Genomic DNA, 17,037 nt, shown 5'->3' with positions numbered 1-17,037 from the left:
TAAGTTCCGACCTGCACGAATGGCGTAACGACTTCCCCGCTGTCTCCAGCATAGACTCAGTGAAATTGAATTCCCCGTGAAGATGCGGGGTTCCTGCGGTTAGACGGAAAGACCCCGTGCACCTTTACTATAGCTTTACATTGGCATTCGTAGTGGCATGTGTAGGATAGGTGGTAGGCTTTGAAACCTGGGCGCCAGCTCAGGTGGAGCCACCCTTGAAATACCACCCTTATTACTATGGATGTCTAACCGCGGCCCGTTATCCGGGTCCGGGACAATGTATGGTGGGTAGTTTGACTGGGGCGGTCGCCTCCTAAAGAGTAACGGAGGCGCGCGATGGTGGGCTCAGAACGGTCGGAAATCGTTCGCTGAGTGCAATGGCATAAGCCTGCCTGACTGCGAGACTGACAAGTCGAGCAGAGACGAAAGTCGGTCATAGTGATCCGGTGGTCCCGCGTGGAAGGGCCATCGCTCAACGGATAAAAGGTACGCCGGGGATAACAGGCTGATGACCCCCAAGAGTCCATATCGACGGGGTTGTTTGGCACCTCGATGTCGACTCATCGCATCCTGGGGCTGGAGCAGGTCCCAAGGGTATGGCTGTTCGCCATTTAAAGCGGTACGTGAGTTGGGTTCAGAACGTCGTGAGACAGTTCGGTCCCTATCTGCCGTGGGTGTAGGAATATTGAAAGGATCTGTCCCTAGTACGAGAGGACCGGGATGGACGGATCTCTGGTGGACCTGTTGTGGCGCCAGCCGCATCGCAGGGTAGCTATATCCGGACGGGATAACCGCTGAAGGCATCTAAGCGGGAAACCCACCTTGAAACGAGTATTCCCTGAGAACCGTGGAAGACGACCACGTTGATAGGCCGGGTGTGGAAGAGCGGCAACGCTTGAAGCTTACCGGTACTAATAGTTCGATAGGCTTGATCGTTCTCATTACTTATATCCATCCGACAAAGTCGGATGGTCTGCCAGCGCTCACGCATGAGCGGCCCTTACGGGCCTATGCTCCGCGAGGGCGCCGGACGACCGGCGACGCGCAGTCGCGCTTGCGGGCTTCGCCCGTAGGCGAAATGCAGACGTCGCCTTGGCACGGAAAGACAGGCATCTGGCACAAGCAGATAGCGAGCAGTTATCCCTACTCGCTATTGGCTACTGCCTAATCCCTAACCCAGCTTCTCGATTTGAACGTGCGTTTTGCCGACCTGGTGGTTATGGCGGAGCGGCTGCACCCGATCCCATTCCGAACTCGGCCGTGAAACGCTCCAGCGCTGATGGTACTTCGTCTCAAGACGCGGGAGAGTAGGTCGCTGCCAGGTCTGCAAAGCGCACGTTCACCTCAAATCCGGATCAAATCCGGGTCGAGACCAAATCTTCTCTCTACGATAAGGCCCGCCAAACGGGATCCCGGGCCGCGCAAGCGGCCCTTTCATTTGGCGCCCTCTTGAATACGGTAAGCTCAAACTTACCTCTAAGCTCGCAAGCAAACGCTTGCTCGTAGTCGCAAGCAGACGCTTGCTCGTAGTCGCAAGCAGACGCTTGCTCGTAGGTGACGCGGGGTGGAGCAGCCCGGTAGCTCGTCAGGCTCATAACCTGAAGGTCACAGGTTCAAATCCTGTCCCCGCAACCACTTTCATCATAAATCTCTGGCCGTCTCGATCTGATCGAGGCGGCCTTATTGTTGGGCGGTCACGCGATCGCGGCGGTCCGCCATAGTTAGCTGCCTGCCGTTCAAACTCCAACTTTGGGAAAGGCTGGTCGCGGGAGAGCAAAGAAGAACTGAGCTTTGCGACTGACCGTCCAAAGACTCATTATTGCGACGATTCTCCGACAACCGGCGTCATGCGTTGGTGAAACGGTCGAGCACGTTGCGGGTGATCTGCTCGGTGAATCGGTCGCCGCGCTTGAGACCCATCACCCACTCGCATGTCGCGGCGGTCAGCACCTCGCCCTTGCCGCGCGTCATATGCACCATCATGCCGGCGCCGTATTTGTAGCGGGCGAGCCCTTCCGGCGTCACCTCGCCGGTGACGCATTTCACCAGGCCCTCATGGTCGCTGCTTCGGACATAGTAGCGGAAGCCTTCGCCGTCCGGCTCGTCCTCGGCAAGCACCGCCGGCGCCATGGCGAGGATCTCGATCGTTTCCGGCTGGCCGTCGACCGGGACGGGGTAGGGCAGGCCATGCCTGAACGTGTAGTCGAGACCATCGACCTCGTAGGCGAAGATGCGCTCCTTGTCGCCGAAGATGTCGGCATAGTGCAGCCCGGTGCGGGCAAACACCCAGTGCTCCGGCCGGTAGACGGTGAACCCTTTCTGGCCGTGCGGCGCGAAGCCGCCCCAGGAGGCATAGAGCCCATGCAACCCGTTGACGCCGACCGTCGAGGCGCCAGGCCAGGCGACGTCCTTGTCTTCCCAGGCGGTCGAGAGCAGATGCGCCAAGTCGGTGCCGGCGACCGGATCGGCGTTGATGGCGTTGAACTTGTGGCAGATCTGGCGCTTGCCGTCGTCCTCCAGGCGGATCTGCCAGAGGAAGTTGGCGCCAAAGCGCGCAAGCCTGCCGCCGCGCTCGACATAGGCTTCGATCGCCAGCCGCATCTCGCGGGTCCAGTATTCGTCGTGGCCGACAATGGTCACGCACGGATAGGCATCGAGCAGTTCCGGCCTGTAATGCAGGTCGGTCTGCGTGATCATGTCGAGTTCGTAGCCTTCCTTCTCCGCCCACAGCACGAAATGGCGGTCGAACTGCGCCCAGCCGGCGGCGGCGTAATACTGGCCGAAGCCGTTGGCATAGGCCCATTCCTTCATCGGGTAGCGCGGCGCGTCGCCGAACTCCGGCAGCGGGTCGGCGCAGATGCGCGGCGCCCCGGGCGGCAACCAGACGACGCCGCGGGTCCACGGGCGTTCGAGCGAAAGCACGGGCGAGGGCTGGTCCTTGCCCGGACCGACAACGCCGAAATAGTGGTTGGCGCCGCCGAAATCATTGTAGGCGGTCCAGGTGCCGGTCGGCAGGATCATCAGGATCTTCGCGCGTCGCGTCGCCGCTGTCGGCCGCACGACGAAGAAATGGTGCTGGACGAACTTGCCGCCATTGGCGCGGGCGCAGGTCGAGACGACGCGGTAGAAGCCCGAGCGCAGATCGGCCGGCAGGCGCCAGCGGTGGCTGACGGGCCAGCCACAGCCGGAGCGGTATGCATCCGCCGGCGTCGGCGCGAAGACGCCGGCGATGTCCTCGACCTTGTGGACGGTTTCCGGCCGATAGCCGTCGCGGTAGATCTCCAGGGTCCAATGCGGCGCGGTGGTCGAGGAGTGGAAGACGACCTCGTCGCCCGGGTCGTAGGACATCGTGTCCGTGTAGGTGTAGACCTCGGGCAGGGCGGGGTCGCCGCGCGGCGCCTCGTACCAGGGGTTGGAGTGCCAGTGCTCGTCGGCGGACATCGCCCAGGCTTTGCGCGGGCGGATGTTGACGGGGCCGAGCTCGGGCGGAACAAAATCGTCTTCACGGGACATGGGCTTGCTCACTCAGATCATCAGCTGGAAAGGTCGGTCAAAGCGTGTACGAGACGAGCTGGCCGGGCAGGCCAAGCGTCACCCAGAGCCGGCCGTCATGGACGCAGCAATTGGTCGGGTCGCTGCCTTCGCCGCAATCAATCATCTCGACCAGCCGTCCAGTGGTGTCGAGGATGGCGACCCGGTCGCCGGTGCTGCCGGTGACGTAGAGCAGGCCCTCGTGGAAGACCATGCCGTCGGGATTGAAGCGGTCGTCGAGACGGACCCATTCGGTCATCGCGCCGACGCTGCCGCCCTTCCAGTCGAAGCGCAGCAGACGATGCTCCGTGGTGACGCCGACGATCAGCGAGCCGTCGGGATGGAACACCAGCCCGTTCGGAAAGCCGGTCATCTTGGCCAGCGCGCGGACCTTCCGGTCCTGTCCCGCCGCAAGCAACTGCCCGCCATAATAGGCTGCGTGGTCGGCGCCCAGCACCTCCCAGTTCTGCGGGTCGGTGAACACGACCTCGCCTGCCGGCGTGAAGATCAGGTCGTTCGGCCGCGACGGTTTTGCGCCTGGGAGTTGGTCGGCGAAATTCTCCCAGCGCCCGTTAAGCTCGAGGCGCTGGATGCAGCCGGGGATCATCGGCGCGGCGAAGTGCAGCGTCTCCAACGACTCCGGCGCAAGTCCGCCATTGTTGCAGATGTAGAGCGCCCCATCCGGGCCAAGCCGCATGCCGTTGGGCGCGCCAGGCAGCGTTGCCAATTCGCGCACCTCGCCGTCCTTGAAGGCGCGGACCTTGGCATGCAGCAGGTCGACGAAGGCGATCGAACCGTCCGGGAGCGCCACTGGCCCCTCCGGAAAGCCCAGGCCCGTCACATGGATTTCCTTCGACCGTTTCATAGCGCCTCTCTCCCCTTCGATGTGCTTCTAGCTGGCGGCGGCCAGCCCGCGCCTGGCGCGTCCCACCTCGGCGCCCGCCCGTGCCGTTTCTTCGGGCGCAAGGTGGCAGGCCACCATCTGGCCGGTGCCGGGCATGGCGCGCAGCGCCGGCACCTTCTCCCGGCAGATGTCGCGCGCCAGGTGGCAGCGCGGCTGGAACCGGCAGCCGGATGGCACGTCGGCCGGATTGGGCGGATCGCCGGTGAGCATGATGCGTTTCCAGCCGACCTGGCGGCGCGCGGCAAGCGTCGGCGCGGCCGACAGCAGCGCCTGCGTGTAAGGATGCAGCGGCCGCTGCATGATCGCGTCGGCCGTTCCCTGCTCGATGATGGTGCCGAGATACATCACCGCAATGCGGTCGGCGACGTGACCGATGACGTCGAGGTCATGCGAGATGATCAGGTAGGAGATGCCGCGCTTGCGCTGGATCTGCAGCATCAGGTTGACGATCTGCGCCTGGATCGACGGATCGAGCGCCGAGGTCGGCTCGTCGGCGACGATGATTTCCGGTTCGAGCGCCAGCGCCCTTGCGATGGCGATGCGCTGCAGCTGGCCGCCGGAAAACTGTCCGGGCAGTTTTTGGATGTCGATGTTCTCCAGCCCGACGAAGGAGAGAAGCTCGCGCATGCGTGGCTCAAGCCCGGCGCCAAGCTTGACGCCATGGGTATCAAACGGCTCGCGCATCACTTCGGCGATGGTCATGCGCGCGTTGAGCGAGGCGAGCGGATCCTGGAACACGGCCTGCAGGCGGCGGCGGATCGGCAGCATGCGCCGGCTGGCGAAACCGGTCACGTCGATGCCGTCGAAGCGCACGCGCCCGTCCGTCACGTCGACCAGCTTGAGTGCCAGCCGGGCGAGGGTGGATTTGCCGCATCCGCTTTCGCCGACCAGTCCCAGCGTCTCACCCTTGCCGACGGCCAGCGAGACTCCGGCCACCGCCTGCACGGCGCGGCCGCCGCGGCGCTGCGAAAAGGTCTTCGAGACGGCATCGAGCTCGAGAAGCGCCATGGTCAGCTCCTCGCGACCTGAAGGGACATCGCCGCCTCGATCGGATGGTGGCAGGCAAGCTCCACGGCGCCGAATTTGCGCCGCGGCGGCTCGATGGCCTTGCAGTCGTCCTGCGCGCGCGGACAGCGCGGATGGAAGCGGCAGCCCGATGGGAAGGCGCCCAGCCCGGGCGCGCCGCCGACGATGGCGTTGAGCTCCTGCTTGGCCGGCGTTTGCGAAATCATGGCGCTGGTCATCAACGCCGCGGTGTAGGGGTGCGAGGGCTGCAGCATGATGGAATCGGCCGGCCCGACCTCGGCGATGCGGCCGGCATAGAGCACGAGGATCCGGTCGGCGACTTCAGCGACGACGCCCATGTCGTGGGTGATCAGGATGATCGTCAGCGCCAGCTCGCGCTTCAGCTCGGCAAGCAGCTCGAGCATCTGCGCCTTGATGGTGACGTCGAGCGCCGTCGTCGGCTCGTCGGCGATCAAAAGGCTCGGCCCGGCGGCCAGCGCCATCGCGATCATGGCGCGCTGCCGCATGCCGCCGCTGATCTCGTGCGGATAGGCGGAGGCGACGCGGCGCGGGTCGGGAATGCGGACGCGCTCCAGCATCTCCACGGCACGCTTTCTTGCCTCGGCGCGGCCGGCAAGGCCGTGCGCGACGAGGGTCTCCGCGATCTGGTCGCCGACCGGCCAGACCGGGTTCAGCGAGCTCTGCGGGTCCTGATAGATCAGGCCTATCTCCGGGCCGCGCAGCTTGCGCAATTCGGCATCGGGCCGCTTCAGCATTTCGCGATCCTTGAAGCGGATCGAGCCGGAGACGAAGGCGGTGGGCGGCTGCAGCCCGGCGATCGACATGCCGGTCAGCGACTTGCCCGAGCCGGACTCGCCGATGATGACGAAGGTCTCGCCCTCGGCGACGTCGAAGGAAATGCCGTCCACCGCGACGAGGTTCTGGCCCTCGCGCTGGAAGCCGATTGCGAAGTCGCGGACCGACAGGATCATGCGGCCCGCCTCGACGCGAGCGCGTCGCCGATCAGCGAGAAGGCGGTGGCGGTCAGCATGATCATGGTGCCGGGAAAGACCAGATACCACCAGGCCGAGCCGAAATAGGGACGCGAGTCGCGGATCAGCAGGCCCCATTCCGGCGTCGGCGAATTGGCGCCGAGACCGAGGAAGGAAAGGGCGGTGACGGCGACCAGCGCGTAGCCGATGTCGGTGGTGACGCGCACATTCACCTCCTGGATGACGAAAGGAATGATGTGGCGGCGCAGGATGGTCATCTCCGACACGCCGAGCGCGCGGGCGGCCTCGACATGCGGCCGTTCGCGCAGGCGCAGCACCTCGCCGCGCACCAGCCGCGCATAGCCCGGCCACCAGATTATCGCGAGCGACAGCGCCACGCTGTCGAGGCCGCGCCCGATCGAGGCGGCGACGGCCAACGCCAGCACCAGCGCCGGGAAGCCGAAAAACAGGTCGACGATGCGCATCATCAAATTGTCGATGCTCTGGCGCGCCATGCCGGAGACCGCGCCATAGACCACGCCGAACAAGGCGGAAGCGAAGACGATGGCGATCGCAACGCCCAGTGAATAGCGGGTGCCATAGACGATGCGCGAGAAGACATCGCGGCCACCCTCGTCCGTGCCGAAGACATGCGTGAGGCTCGGCGGTTTCAGCCGGTCTGCCATGGCAAGCGCGATCGGGTCGTGCGGCGCGATCAGGCCGGGCAGAAGCGTGAAGGCGGCCAGGATCACCACCATCAGCAGCGCAAGCGGCACCAGCACGCCCCTCGGCCTTGCGATGGTCCAGCGCGTAAGCTGGGTCGAAATGCTCATGAGCCGACACTCTGCACGCGTGGATCGATCACCGGATAGAGAAGGTCCATCACCAGGTTGATGATCACGAAGCCGGCCGTCGAGACGATCGCCAGCGCGATGACCGGCGAATAGTCGAAGACCTGGAACGACTGGTAGGCGTAGAGGCCGATGCCGGGCCAGTCGAAGATGACCTCGACAAGGATCACCCAGCTGATCATGTAGCCGAACTGCATGGTGGTCGCCGTCAGGATCGGCGACAAGGCGTTGCGCAAGATGTGCTTGAACAGGATGCGGTTGGGCGACAGGCCCTTGCCGCGCGCCGTGCGCACGTAGAGCCGGCTCTGCTCCTGGATGAGGGCGGCGCGCGACAGCCGCGTGCCGACCGCGAGCAGGTTGACGACGATGGTCGCGGCGGGAAGCGCCAGGTGCTTCAGGCTGGCGAGAAAGGCCGAGAGGCTGCCGGCCAGCAAGGAATCGATGAGCAGGAAGCCGCTGATCACAGGCGGCGCCGTCTCGCGGATCGGGAAGCGCGAGCCCAGCGGCAGCCAGTGCAGTTTGTAGAAAAAGAAGAACTGCAGCGTCATGCCGAGCCAGAAGACGGGAATGCCGGTGCCGATCATGGTGATAAGGCGGATCGCGCCGTCCACCGCGCCGCCGGGGCGGCGGGCGGCGAGGACAGCCAGCGAAAAGCTGATCGCCAGATAGAGGATGAAGCTGACGATCAGCAGCTCCAGCGTCGCCGGCAGATACTGCTTGAGGTCGGTGCTGACGCTGCGGCGTGTGCGGATGGACTCGCCAAGGTCACCCTTGGCGAGACCGATCATGTAGGAGGCGAACTGCTCCGGCAGCGGGCGGTCGAGACCGTGCTCGATGCGGATGCGCTGCACGGTCTCTTCGGAGGCGTTCTGGCCGGCCAGAAAGGCGGCGGGGTCGGCCGGAACGACACGGCTGAGGAAGAAGGTTATGACCGCGACGGCGATGAGGACGACAAGACCCCACACCAGACGCTTGAACAGGAAGGCGATCACAACCGTGCTGTCCGCATGCTCACCCCGCTGCTGCTACTTGCTGTACATTTCCCAGAACCGGGCGTTGATGTATTCGGCCGGGTCGATGCGGTAGCCGCCGATCCGGTCAGGCTCGGGCACCACGGTCTTCGGCCGCGCGGTCCAGATGATGTAGTGCGAGTCCACCACGATATCGGCCGCCTGCTTGAGCAGCTTGCCGCGCTCGGTCGGGTCGGCGATCGTCGGCAGCTTGGCCACGAGGTCTTGCAGCGTCTGGTCGAAGAATTTGCCGGAATTGTAGAACCCGCCCTTGAGATAGTGCGCGGCGAAGAACTTAGTCGCGTCCGACGGACTGAGGTTGGCGTTGCCGAGCACGAAGCAGTTGCTCTTGTCGGATTTGATGGCGGTGATCGCCTCGACGAAGGGCTGCTCCTCGATCTCGACGGTGACGCCGAGCTGCTGGGCCGACGATTGGAGAACGGTCGCGGCGAAACGGAATTCCGGGAAGCCGGCGGGCACCGAGCACTTCATCTTGGCATTGGCGAGACCCGATTTGGCAAGCGCCGCCTTGGCGCGGTCGAGGTCGGTCTTGATCTCGGCCTCTTCCTTTTCAGGGCTGCCGGGGAACCAGGAGGGCACCGGGCCGCGGCCGACTTCGGCCTTGCCCTGGAAGGACTGCACCATGGCGTTGTAGTCGAACGCTTTTACCAGAGCCTCGCGGAAATCCTTGTTGTTGGTCGGCGCCAGATCCATGTTGAGATAGATCGCCGGCCAGGCCCACAGATTGTTGCCTTCGACCAGATGGAAGCCGCTGCTGGTGCCGATGCGCAGCGCCTCGTCGAGCGGCACGAAATTGGCGAGGTCGAACTCACCGCCTTCAAGGCCACGGGCGCGGTTGGCGCCGTCGGTGACGAAACGGTCGAGCACGCGGTCGAAGGGCTTTTCCGGGAACTTGCCCCACCATTTGTCGTTGCGCTTCAACTCGATCTGGGTGCCGCGCGTCCAAGACACGAATTCGTAGGGGCCGGTGCCGTTGGCGTTCTCGTTGAACCAGGCCTGGCCGAGATCGTCGTTGTGCTTGGCGATGTCCTCGTCGGACAGCATCTCGATACGGCTGAGGTTGGACGCGAGGAAGACGGTCGGCGCCTTGGTCTCGATCTTGACGGTCTTGGGATCGACCACTGTGACGCTGGCGATGTCGTCGACCAGATAGGACTGGCCCTGGCCGATCTTCAGCAGCCGGTCGAGCGTCGCCTTGACGTCGTTGGCGTCAAAGGCGGTGCCGTCGTGGAAGGTGACGCCGTCGCGCAGCTTGAAGGTCCAGACCTTGCCGTCCTGCTTCCAGTCCGTTGCAAGCGCCGGCAGCAATTTGGACGGATCGGAGAGGTCGAAGTCGACCAGTCGATCGTAGATGTTGCGGGTGACCGTGAACTCCCAGTTCACGTTGGCCTTGGCCGGGTCGATGGTGCTCGGCTCGCCGGCATCGGCATAAACGAAGGTGGACGCGTCGTCGGCGAATGCCGAGCAGGAGACGCCGCCCATCAAGAGGCCGAGCGCCATTCCCAAAATCCCATTGCGAAGCTTCATTGTTCTCCCCTTATTTTTGGTCTCTGGAAATAGAATATATCATATATGATGAAGGTCGCAAGCGCGCATGATGAGGTTTCCGCGCCGCGTGGCGAGCGGTGAAAACACAGCGTTGAGCAAGGCGGAAAAGCTTAGCCTTCACGGCCCATCCGGGGATTTCTCCTCGGATCGAGCGGGCCTGGACGCCGGGGTTTTCTGGAGGGTGTCGGCTAGCGCCGCGACCGTCGCGGAAGCTCGCCTGCGGTGTCTTCCCTGCTCTCGATGGCGGCGAGGTGCTCGACGAATTTGCGGCCGCCCTCGATCAGGTCCTGTTCGAAGGCGCGCCGCAGCGCCACGTCGTCCTTGGCGCGCAAGGCGGCGATCACGTTGACGTGCTGGTGCTGGCCTTCATAGGTCGGGTGGCCATGCGGGTAGAGCAGGCTGAGCAACGGACCGGCCTGGATCCACAGTCTCTCGATCATCTCGATCAGATGCGGCATTTCCGATTTGCGATGGACCGCGAAGTGGAAGTCGTAATTGTGCTGAAGCGCGGCCGCGTAGTCCTTGGTGCGCTCGGCCTCGATCAGCTTGTAATGGATATCCTCGAGGGTTTTCAGGAACGGCTCGTCGATATGCGGCATTGCCTTTGACGCGGCATAGGGCTCGAGCACCAGCCGGATGTCGCGCAACTCCAGATATTCCTTGAGGCTGATCCGTCGCACGCGGATGTAGTAACCCGGCTTCATCTCCAGCGCGCCGTCCTTGACCAGCTGGAAGATGGCCTCGCGCACCGGCGTCTCGCTGGTGCCGAGCTGCTGGGCGAGGTCGCGGATCTTCAGCCGGTCGCCGGGATGGAGTCGCGCCGACATCAACTCCTGGCGAAGACGCAGGTAGATCTGCGAAGACAGGCTCGTCGCCTGGATCTCAGGCAGGTTCTGCATTCGTCAGCGGACTCGCTTCTCGCATCTGGCCAATGGTTCTCAAGATCATACGCCGCCGGACCTGTCCATATCGCGGGCCCGCAGCCATTCGAAAAATCCGGTTCATAAGAACGGTGCCGCCGTGCTTGCTAACCGGGCAACAAACCCTTTCCGTAATTGCCGTATCGCTTGCCGACCCGCTCCATTTCCGCTTCGGGAAGCAGGGCCGGCTCGCCGACCTGCAACGCCATCAGATACTGACGCGCCAGCGTCTCCAGTTTCACGGTGGTCTGGAAGGCGGCTTCCAGCGTCTTGCCAATGGCGATCATGCCGTGATTGGCGAGCAGACAGGCGGTGCGATCCTTGAGCGCCTCGACCGCCGACGCCCCGAGATCGGCCGTGCCAAAGGTGGCGTAGCGGGCGCAGCGCACATCGGTGCCGCCGAAGGCCGCGACCATGTAATGGAACGACGGCAGCGGCTTGCGCAGGCATGCCAGCGCCACGCAGGCATCGGCATGGGTATGGATCACCGCATTGGCGGCCGGGTAGGCCTTGAGGATCGCGGCGTGCATGTGCCATTCGCTGGATGGAAGGCCTTCGCCCCTGATGGCGCCGTGGGGATCGACTTGGACGAGCCGGTCCGGCGTGAGATTGCTGCTGTTGGCTCCCGTCGGTGTGATCAGCATGCCGCCTGATACCCGCCGGCTCACATTGCCGCTGTTGCCGTGATTGAAGCCCTTGTCCTGCAGACGGCTGACCGTTTCCACAATGGCGTTGGGCAGATTGTCTTCGTTGATCATCAGGGCTCCCGATGCCGCATGGATTCCAGCGTCGGCAAGAACATGTCGGGTGGTCCGAGCTTTCCGGATTTGAGGCTGAGCGCGACGATCTCGCCTTCTTCCGTCGTCGCGCGCGCGATGCCGGGACCCTGGTAGGCGCCGATCCTCAGGCGATCTACTCCAAGCTGCTCGACCACCGATCCGGACGTCTCGCCGCCCGCGACGAGGAAGCGCCGGACGCCGCGCCTGCGCAGTTCCGCGGAGAGCCTGCCAAGAATAGCCTCGGCGAAGCTTGCCGCGCCTTCGCGCCCATGTCTTGCCTGCGCGGTGCCGACCTGCTCCGGGCCGGCGGAGGTGGCGATCGCGATCGGGCCATCGTCGAGATGCGTGCCCGCCCAGTCGAGCGCCTGCTCAACCGCAGCTTCGACGCTTCCGACCGAAGCGATGTCGATGCGATGCACCGGCCTTGCCTGCTCGAACGCAGCGAGCTGCTCCAGCGTGCGTTCCGCGCAACTGCCTGCCAACACCACGCCCGGGCCTTCCACCGCCGGCAGCGGCCGTTTCGGCGGCGCGTCGTCGAGCCAGCCGCGCTCGCGCCAAAGCGCGGGATAGTGACGGATGATCGGCGCGTTGCCGGTCATCAGCGGCCAGTCGACGGTGAGCGCCGCGACCGCGGCAAGATCTTCGGCATAGATCGCGTCCATGATGACGTGCCGCACACCTTGCGCGACCAGATGGTCGAGATAGGCTTGGCGGCTGGCGGGCTCCGCCCGCACGACATTGTGCGGCAACAGCCCGACGGCGAGTCTCGACTGCCGTTGCAGCACGCGAACGAGATTGGGATCGGTCATCGGGGTCAGCGGATCGAACCGTTTCGGCGACTCCGAAACGAGCTGCGCGCCGACGAAGAGATGGCCCTGGAAAACGCTGCGCGCGAGATCGCCGGAACTCGGGCAGAAGCCGGTGTGCGTGGCCCGTGTCAGGGCCAGCAAACTGTCGGCCACCGGGCCGATATTGCCGTCATCGGTGGAATCGAAGGTGGCGCAATATTTGAAAAACAGCCGCCTCGCGCCGATGTCGAGCAGCCGCTGTGCGGCATCTTCCGATTTCCGCACGGCTTCGGCGGCGGAAATGACACGTGTCTTCTGCGCGACGACCACGGCGGGCGAGTTGGCGAAATGCTGGACCAGAGCAGGCCTGGTCACGAGGCCGCAGTCGACGCCGAGCGCCACCAGCATCGCGGCCGTTTCCATGCCGCCGGTGAGATCGTCGGCAACGATGCCGATGATGGGCTGCATTTTCTCCGCGTCCCCGAACTATTGTATGCAGATGATACATGATATATCGAATGCTGCAAACAAGTCTTGGCGAGTCGGGCGGAACGACGTCAGACGGGGCATCCTTCCATGGACCAGCATTCGAAGAGCATCGACGGCGCCTTGCGCGCCCGGGCAAAGCGCGTCATCCCCGGCGGCATGTGGGGGCATCAGAATGCACCGCGCCTGCCGGTCGGGTACCCCCAGTACTTCTCACGCGCGCAAGGGTGCCGCACCTGGGACGTGGACGGGCGCGAGTACATCGATTTCCTCTGCGGCTGGGGGCCGATGATTCTAGGCTATGGCGATGCCGACGTCGAGGCCGAGGCCGACAGGCAGCGGGCGCTCGGCGATGCGATGAACGGGCCGAGCGAGCGGCTGGTCGAATTGGCGGAACTCATGGTCGAGACCGTCCCGCATGCCGATTGGGCGATGTTCTCCAAGAACGGCACCGACGCCACGACGGCCTGCCTGACGATCGCGCGCGCGGGCACCGGGCGCCGCAAGATCATGGTCGCGCGCGGGGCCTATCACGGCGCCATTCCCTGGTGCTCGCCTTCGGTCGCCGGCGTCACGGAGGAAGACCGCGCGCATCTGGTTTATTACGACTATAACGACGTTGAGAGCCTGGAGGCTGCGGCCGAGCTGTGCAGGGGCGATCTCGCCGCGATACTGGTCTCGGCCTTCAAGCACGACCTTGGCAAGCCGCATGAATTGCCGACCGTGGCGTTTGCGCGAAAGGCGCGCGCGCTCGCCGACAGCGCCGATGCCGCGCTGATCGTCGACGACGTGCGCGCCGGCTTCCGCCTCAATATGGGCGGCAGCTGGGAAACGGTCGGCGTGCGGCCGGACATGGCCGCCTGGAGCAAGGCGATCGCCAACGGCCATGCGCTGGCGGCCGTCACCGGCAACGACCGTTTTCGCGAGGGAGCGACGCGCATCTTCACCACCGGCTCCTTCTGGACCGCCGGTGTGTCGATGGCGGCGGCGATCGCCACGATCCGGAAGCTGCGCGCCGTCGATGCGGTGGCGCATATGCAGGCCATGGGCCAGCGTTTCCGCGACGGCCTCGACGCGCAGGCGCGCAAGTGCGGCGTGCCCTTGCGGCAAAGCGGGCCGGTGCAGATGCCGGTGCTTTTGTTCGAGAACGATGTGGATCGCAAGCTCGGCGACACGTTCTGCCTGGAAGCGCTCGCCCGCGGCGTCTACCTGCATCCGGCGCACACGCTGTTTCTGTCGGCTGCCCACCAAAAGGCCGATATCGACGAGGCGCTGGCGGTGACGGACGAGGCTCTGGCGGCGGTCGCGCGGCTGCAGGCCTGACAGAGGTTACGGCGCGACGAAGCCTTCGTGTCCCTGCAGGAAGCGCAGGAAATCCTCGCCGCCCAGGATGAGGTCCCGCTCTATGGCGGTGCGCGCCTTTTCCGAATTCTTCTCGCGCAAGCCCTCGATCACCGTCAGATGCTCGGCGGCGCCGACATATTTGTGCTCGCCTTCCTTGAAGAAGACGGTCAGCATCGGCCCCATCGAGACCCACAGGCTCTCGATATGAGCGACCAGCATTTCCATGCCGGACAGTCGATAGACGGTGAAGTGAAAGTCGCGGTTGTAGCGGAATGAAAGTTCCGGATCGCCGGCCCGGTCCGCCTTCTCGAAGACTTTCTGGATGGCGGTCAGCTTGTCGATGTCATCCTTCGTCGCATTCTGGGCTGCTAGCCCGGCGGCAAGGCCCTCGAGCGACAGCCTTATGGTGCGCACCTCCATGTAGCGCGCCAGCGTCAGCGCCGGCACGGTGACGAAGCGGCCCGAGCGCAGTTCCAGGCCGCGCTCGCTGACCAGCCGAAGGCAGGCTTCGCGGGCGGGGGTGACGCTGGTGCCGAGCTGGTCGGCGAGATCCTGCATCACCAGGCGCTGGCCCGGCCGGAACTGCCCCGCGATCAGCCCTTCGCGAAGGGCGACATAAGCGCGTGCGGACAGGTTGCCTTGCTCGAGCGGCTGAATGTTCACGGCGAAGGTCTCCTCGGCATTGTTGTGTGGCGTCTTCTACCGGCGATGATTCTACAAGATATAACCAATAGACGCTTTTTCCTTCACTGTATTGACGTGCCTGCTAGAGCAGGATGACGATTTCGTTGAATCGTCGTCCTGCTCAGCTGTTTGTTGGAGCATGATCTTTTCCGAAAACCGGTTCCTACTTTTCGGGATCATGCTCTGGAGCGTTTCACCGTTTCCCTTTGTTTTTATGCAATTCCGAACGGAAAACCGCTCACACTTTTCCTGGAATTGCTCTAAGCGAGCAGGGATTGCGCGACGCTTTCGACGCCGGCCGCATCGAGCTTGTAGTGCCGGTAGAGATGGGTCGGCGGCGCGATGAGGCTGTACTCGTCCTTGATGCCATGCCGTACAAGCCTTGCGCCGCCGCCTTCCTCGGCCAGCACTTCGGCGACGGCGCCACCCAGGCCGCCGAGGATATTGTGCTCCTCGACAGTCAGGATGATGCGCGACTTGCGCGCCGCCGCCATCACCGCCTCGCGGTCGAGCGGCTTGATCGTGTGCATGTCGATGAGGCCGACGGAATGGCCCTTGCCGTTCAAGGCCTCCATCGCCTGCTTGGCCGAGTGCACCGCCATGCCGCAGGCGATGATGGTGATGTCGTTGCCGATGCCATGGACCACCGCCTTACCGAATTCGAATGGCGCGTTCTCGGCGTAGACGACCGGATCGTGGCCGCGCGAGATGCGGAAATAGATCGGCTGCGGGTGCTTCACCGAAGCGCGCAGCGCCGCAGCGAATTGCGGGCCGTCCGCAGTCGAGACGACCGTCAGGTCGGCGATCGAGCGCATGATGGCGATATCCTCGGTTGCGTGGTGCGAGGTGCCATAGAAGCCGAGCGAGATGCCGGTGTGGTGGCCGATCAGGCGAACCGGCTGCGCGCAATAGGCGACGTCCATGCGGATCTGCTCGCAGCAAAGCAGCGCCAGGAAAGAGGCGAAGGTCGCGACATAGGGCATGACGCCAGTGGTCGCCATGCCGGCCGCGGCCGAGACCATGTTCTGCTCGGAGATGCCGAACTGCGTGAAGCGCTCGGGAAAGCGCCGGGCAAAGCCGACGAGGCCGTTGGAGTGCTGCAGATCGGCGGTGCCGGCGACGACCGGATGGCCGGCTTCGGCGAGCTCGATCAGCGTGTCGGCGAGGGTTGCGAGCGAGGGCGCGCGCTTGTTGAGCTCGCGGTACTGCCAGCTGTCGGGATGCAAGGCTGCGCTCATTTCGCACCTTCGAGGATCATCTCGCGGGCGCGGGCTTCGTCTTCCGGCGCGAGATAGCCGAGGTGCCAGCCAGGTTCGGTCTCCATGTAGTCGATGCCTTTGCCCTTGAGCGTTTTGGCGATGATGCAGCAGGGTTTCTCGCGGCCGGTGTCGGCCTTGACCTTGCGCAGCAGGTTGGCGAGCGCGACGACGTCGTGGCCGTCGACCTCATGCACCTCCCAGCCGAAGGCGCGCCACTTTTCGTCCAGCGGTTCGACCGCGGCGACATCGTCGACCTTGCCGTCGAGCTGGTAGCCGTTGCGGTCGACGATTGCGACCAGCCTGCCCAACCGGTGGGTGGCGGCGCTGATGGCGGCTTCCCACACCTGCCCTTCCTGCATCTCGCCGTCGCCGAGCAGGACGAAGACGTTGAAGTCTTTTCCGTGGAAACGGCCGCCTAACGCCATGCCGACGCCGTTGGAAAGCGCATGGCCGATCGAACCGGAGCTGAAATCGACGCCGGGCACCTTGCGCATGTCGGGGTGATCGCCGAGCGGGCTGCCGAGGCGGGTGTAATCGTCGAGCCAGGAGCGGTCGAAGAAGTCGAGATCGGCGAGGATCGGGAACTGGCCGACCGCCGCATGGCCCTTGCCCATCAGGAAGCGATCGCGTTCGGGCCAGCCCGGCTCGCCGCGGCGGATCCGCATCGTGTCGTAGTAGAGCGTCGAGAAGATCTCGGCGCAGGAAAAGACCGACGAGTAGTGGCCGACTTTGGCAATCGAAATCAGCCTGATCGTCTCCAACCGCACGAAGCGCGCGCGCTCGCGCAGGCGGGCAGCCTGTTCGTCCGATATCCCGTCATTGCCGCTGTTGCTAGGCCATTGGCTCGCGCCTGAGGACGCCATGGTCGATCTCCTCCCATTTCCGTTTATCTGACCCTCGACAACTTATAAGTTA

14 protein-coding genes, 1 tRNA gene and 2 rRNA genes (1 of these 17 cut by a window edge) are annotated in these 17,037 nt (G+C 64.3%); 4 read left to right on the top strand and 13 right to left on the bottom strand.

Annotated elements, in window-relative coordinates:
* The 3 genes from WDX12_RS04975 to WDX12_RS04965 all read left to right on the top strand — a co-directional run.
* Positions 1-936 (top strand): 23S ribosomal RNA (locus WDX12_RS04975); it begins 1,890 nt to the left of the window's first position.
* Positions 937-1,209: 273 nt separating this feature from the next.
* Positions 1,210-1,324: ribosomal RNA gene (gene rrf, locus WDX12_RS04970) — 5S ribosomal RNA — on the top strand.
* A 234-nt stretch (positions 1,325-1,558) separates the two neighbouring features.
* Positions 1,559-1,635 (top strand) — tRNA-Met (locus WDX12_RS04965).
* 210 nt (positions 1,636-1,845) lie between these two features.
* Here WDX12_RS04965 and WDX12_RS04960 read toward each other — a convergent pair.
* From WDX12_RS04960 to otnK, 10 genes are all read right to left on the bottom strand, one after another.
* Positions 1,846-3,513 carry a N,N-dimethylformamidase beta subunit family domain-containing protein gene (locus WDX12_RS04960; RefSeq protein WP_434724139.1) on the bottom strand — a complete coding sequence of 556 codons (1,668 nt, stop codon included), beginning with the start codon at positions 3,511-3,513 and terminating at the stop codon, positions 1,846-1,848.
* 37 nt (positions 3,514-3,550) lie between these two features.
* Positions 3,551-4,396, bottom strand: coding sequence for an SMP-30/gluconolactonase/LRE family protein (locus WDX12_RS04955; protein WP_434724138.1), 846 nt, complete (start codon positions 4,394-4,396; stop codon positions 3,551-3,553).
* Between the two features lie 27 nt (positions 4,397-4,423).
* Positions 4,424-5,449, bottom strand: a complete 1,026-nt coding sequence (locus tag WDX12_RS04950; protein WP_434725571.1) for an ABC transporter ATP-binding protein — start codon at positions 5,447-5,449, stop codon at positions 4,424-4,426.
* Positions 5,446-6,429: an ABC transporter ATP-binding protein gene (locus tag WDX12_RS04945; protein WP_434725570.1), complete on the bottom strand. Its 984-nt coding sequence runs from the start codon at positions 6,427-6,429 to the stop codon at positions 5,446-5,448. The genes WDX12_RS04950 and WDX12_RS04945 overlap by 4 nt, the downstream gene beginning before the upstream one ends.
* Positions 6,429-7,190 (bottom strand): ABC transporter permease, encoded by a 762-nt coding sequence (locus WDX12_RS04940; RefSeq protein WP_320298849.1) that lies wholly within the window; start codon positions 7,188-7,190, stop codon positions 6,429-6,431. Before WDX12_RS04940 ends, WDX12_RS04945 begins: the two co-directional genes overlap by 1 nt.
* Before the next feature lie 71 nt (positions 7,191-7,261).
* Positions 7,262-8,275, bottom strand: coding sequence for an ABC transporter permease (locus tag WDX12_RS04935; RefSeq protein WP_434724137.1), 1,014 nt, complete (start codon positions 8,273-8,275; stop codon positions 7,262-7,264).
* Positions 8,276-8,308: 33 nt separating this feature from the next.
* Complete coding sequence (locus WDX12_RS04930; protein WP_434725569.1) at positions 8,309-9,814, bottom strand: ABC transporter substrate-binding protein; 1,506 nt, start codon at positions 9,812-9,814, stop codon at positions 8,309-8,311.
* 236 nt (positions 9,815-10,050) lie between these two features.
* Entirely contained in the window at positions 10,051-10,761 is a 711-nt protein-coding gene (locus WDX12_RS04925; protein ID WP_320298842.1) for a GntR family transcriptional regulator, read from the bottom strand.
* A gap of 128 nt (positions 10,762-10,889) precedes the next feature.
* The gene (locus WDX12_RS04920) at positions 10,890-11,540 is read right to left on the bottom strand and encodes a class II aldolase/adducin family protein (RefSeq protein ID WP_434724136.1); all 651 of its coding nucleotides are present in this window, start codon (positions 11,538-11,540) and stop codon (positions 10,890-10,892) included.
* On the bottom strand, positions 11,540-12,817 hold the full coding sequence (otnK, locus tag WDX12_RS04915; RefSeq protein ID WP_434724135.1) for a 3-oxo-tetronate kinase: 1,278 nt from the start codon (positions 12,815-12,817) through the stop codon (positions 11,540-11,542). The genes WDX12_RS04920 and otnK overlap by 1 nt, the downstream gene beginning before the upstream one ends.
* A 108-nt stretch (positions 12,818-12,925) precedes the next feature.
* On the opposite strand from otnK, the gene WDX12_RS04910 reads away from it, so the two are divergent.
* The gene (locus WDX12_RS04910) at positions 12,926-14,158 is read left to right on the top strand and encodes an aminotransferase class III-fold pyridoxal phosphate-dependent enzyme (RefSeq protein WP_434724134.1); all 1,233 of its coding nucleotides are present in this window, start codon (positions 12,926-12,928) and stop codon (positions 14,156-14,158) included.
* A gap of 6 nt (positions 14,159-14,164) precedes the next feature.
* Here WDX12_RS04910 and WDX12_RS04905 read toward each other — a convergent pair whose 3' ends face one another.
* The 3 genes from WDX12_RS04905 to WDX12_RS04895 all read right to left on the bottom strand — a co-directional run bounded on the left by WDX12_RS04905 (position 14,165) and on the right by WDX12_RS04895 (position 16,985).
* Entirely contained in the window at positions 14,165-14,842 is a 678-nt protein-coding gene (locus WDX12_RS04905) for a GntR family transcriptional regulator (RefSeq protein ID WP_434724133.1), read from the bottom strand.
* A gap of 281 nt (positions 14,843-15,123) precedes the next feature.
* Entirely contained in the window at positions 15,124-16,101 is a 978-nt protein-coding gene (locus tag WDX12_RS04900) for a transketolase family protein (protein WP_320298837.1), read from the bottom strand.
* On the bottom strand, positions 16,098-16,985 hold the full coding sequence (locus WDX12_RS04895; RefSeq protein WP_320298836.1) for a transketolase: 888 nt from the start codon (positions 16,983-16,985) through the stop codon (positions 16,098-16,100). Before WDX12_RS04895 ends, WDX12_RS04900 begins: the two co-directional genes overlap by 4 nt.
* Between the last annotated feature and the right edge of the window lie 52 nt (positions 16,986-17,037).

Origin of the sequence: Mesorhizobium sp. RIZ17 (assembly GCF_051127865.1) — a bacterium.
Taxonomy (GTDB): Bacteria; Pseudomonadota; Alphaproteobacteria; order Rhizobiales; family Rhizobiaceae; genus Mesorhizobium; species Mesorhizobium humile.
Note: the sequence above shows the minus strand (reverse complement) of the source record. Positions and strands in the feature narration are given on the sequence as shown.

Coding starts and splice junctions, on each gene's coding strand:
- WDX12_RS04960 (WP_434724139.1), bottom strand. CDS start 3,513: ATGTCCCGTGAAGACGATTTTGTTCCGCCCGAGCTCGGCCCCGTCAAC.
- WDX12_RS04955 (WP_434724138.1), bottom strand. CDS start 4,396: ATGAAACGGTCGAAGGAAATCCATGTGACGGGCCTGGGCTTTCCGGAG.
- WDX12_RS04940 (WP_320298849.1), bottom strand. CDS start 7,190: ATGGTGGTGATCCTGGCCGCCTTCACGCTTCTGCCCGGCCTGATCGCG.
- WDX12_RS04930 (WP_434725569.1), bottom strand. CDS start 9,814: ATGGCGCTCGGCCTCTTGATGGGCGGCGTCTCCTGCTCGGCATTCGCC.
- WDX12_RS04925 (WP_320298842.1), bottom strand. CDS start 10,761: ATGCAGAACCTGCCTGAGATCCAGGCGACGAGCCTGTCTTCGCAGATC.
- WDX12_RS04920 (WP_434724136.1), bottom strand. CDS start 11,540: ATGATCAACGAAGACAATCTGCCCAACGCCATTGTGGAAACGGTCAGC.
- otnK (WP_434724135.1), bottom strand. CDS start 12,817: ATGCAGCCCATCATCGGCATCGTTGCCGACGATCTCACCGGCGGCATG.
- WDX12_RS04910 (WP_434724134.1), top strand. CDS start 12,926: ATGGACCAGCATTCGAAGAGCATCGACGGCGCCTTGCGCGCCCGGGCA.
- WDX12_RS04900 (WP_320298837.1), bottom strand. CDS start 16,101: ATGAGCGCAGCCTTGCATCCCGACAGCTGGCAGTACCGCGAGCTCAAC.
- WDX12_RS04895 (WP_320298836.1), bottom strand. CDS start 16,985: ATGGCGTCCTCAGGCGCGAGCCAATGGCCTAGCAACAGCGGCAATGAC.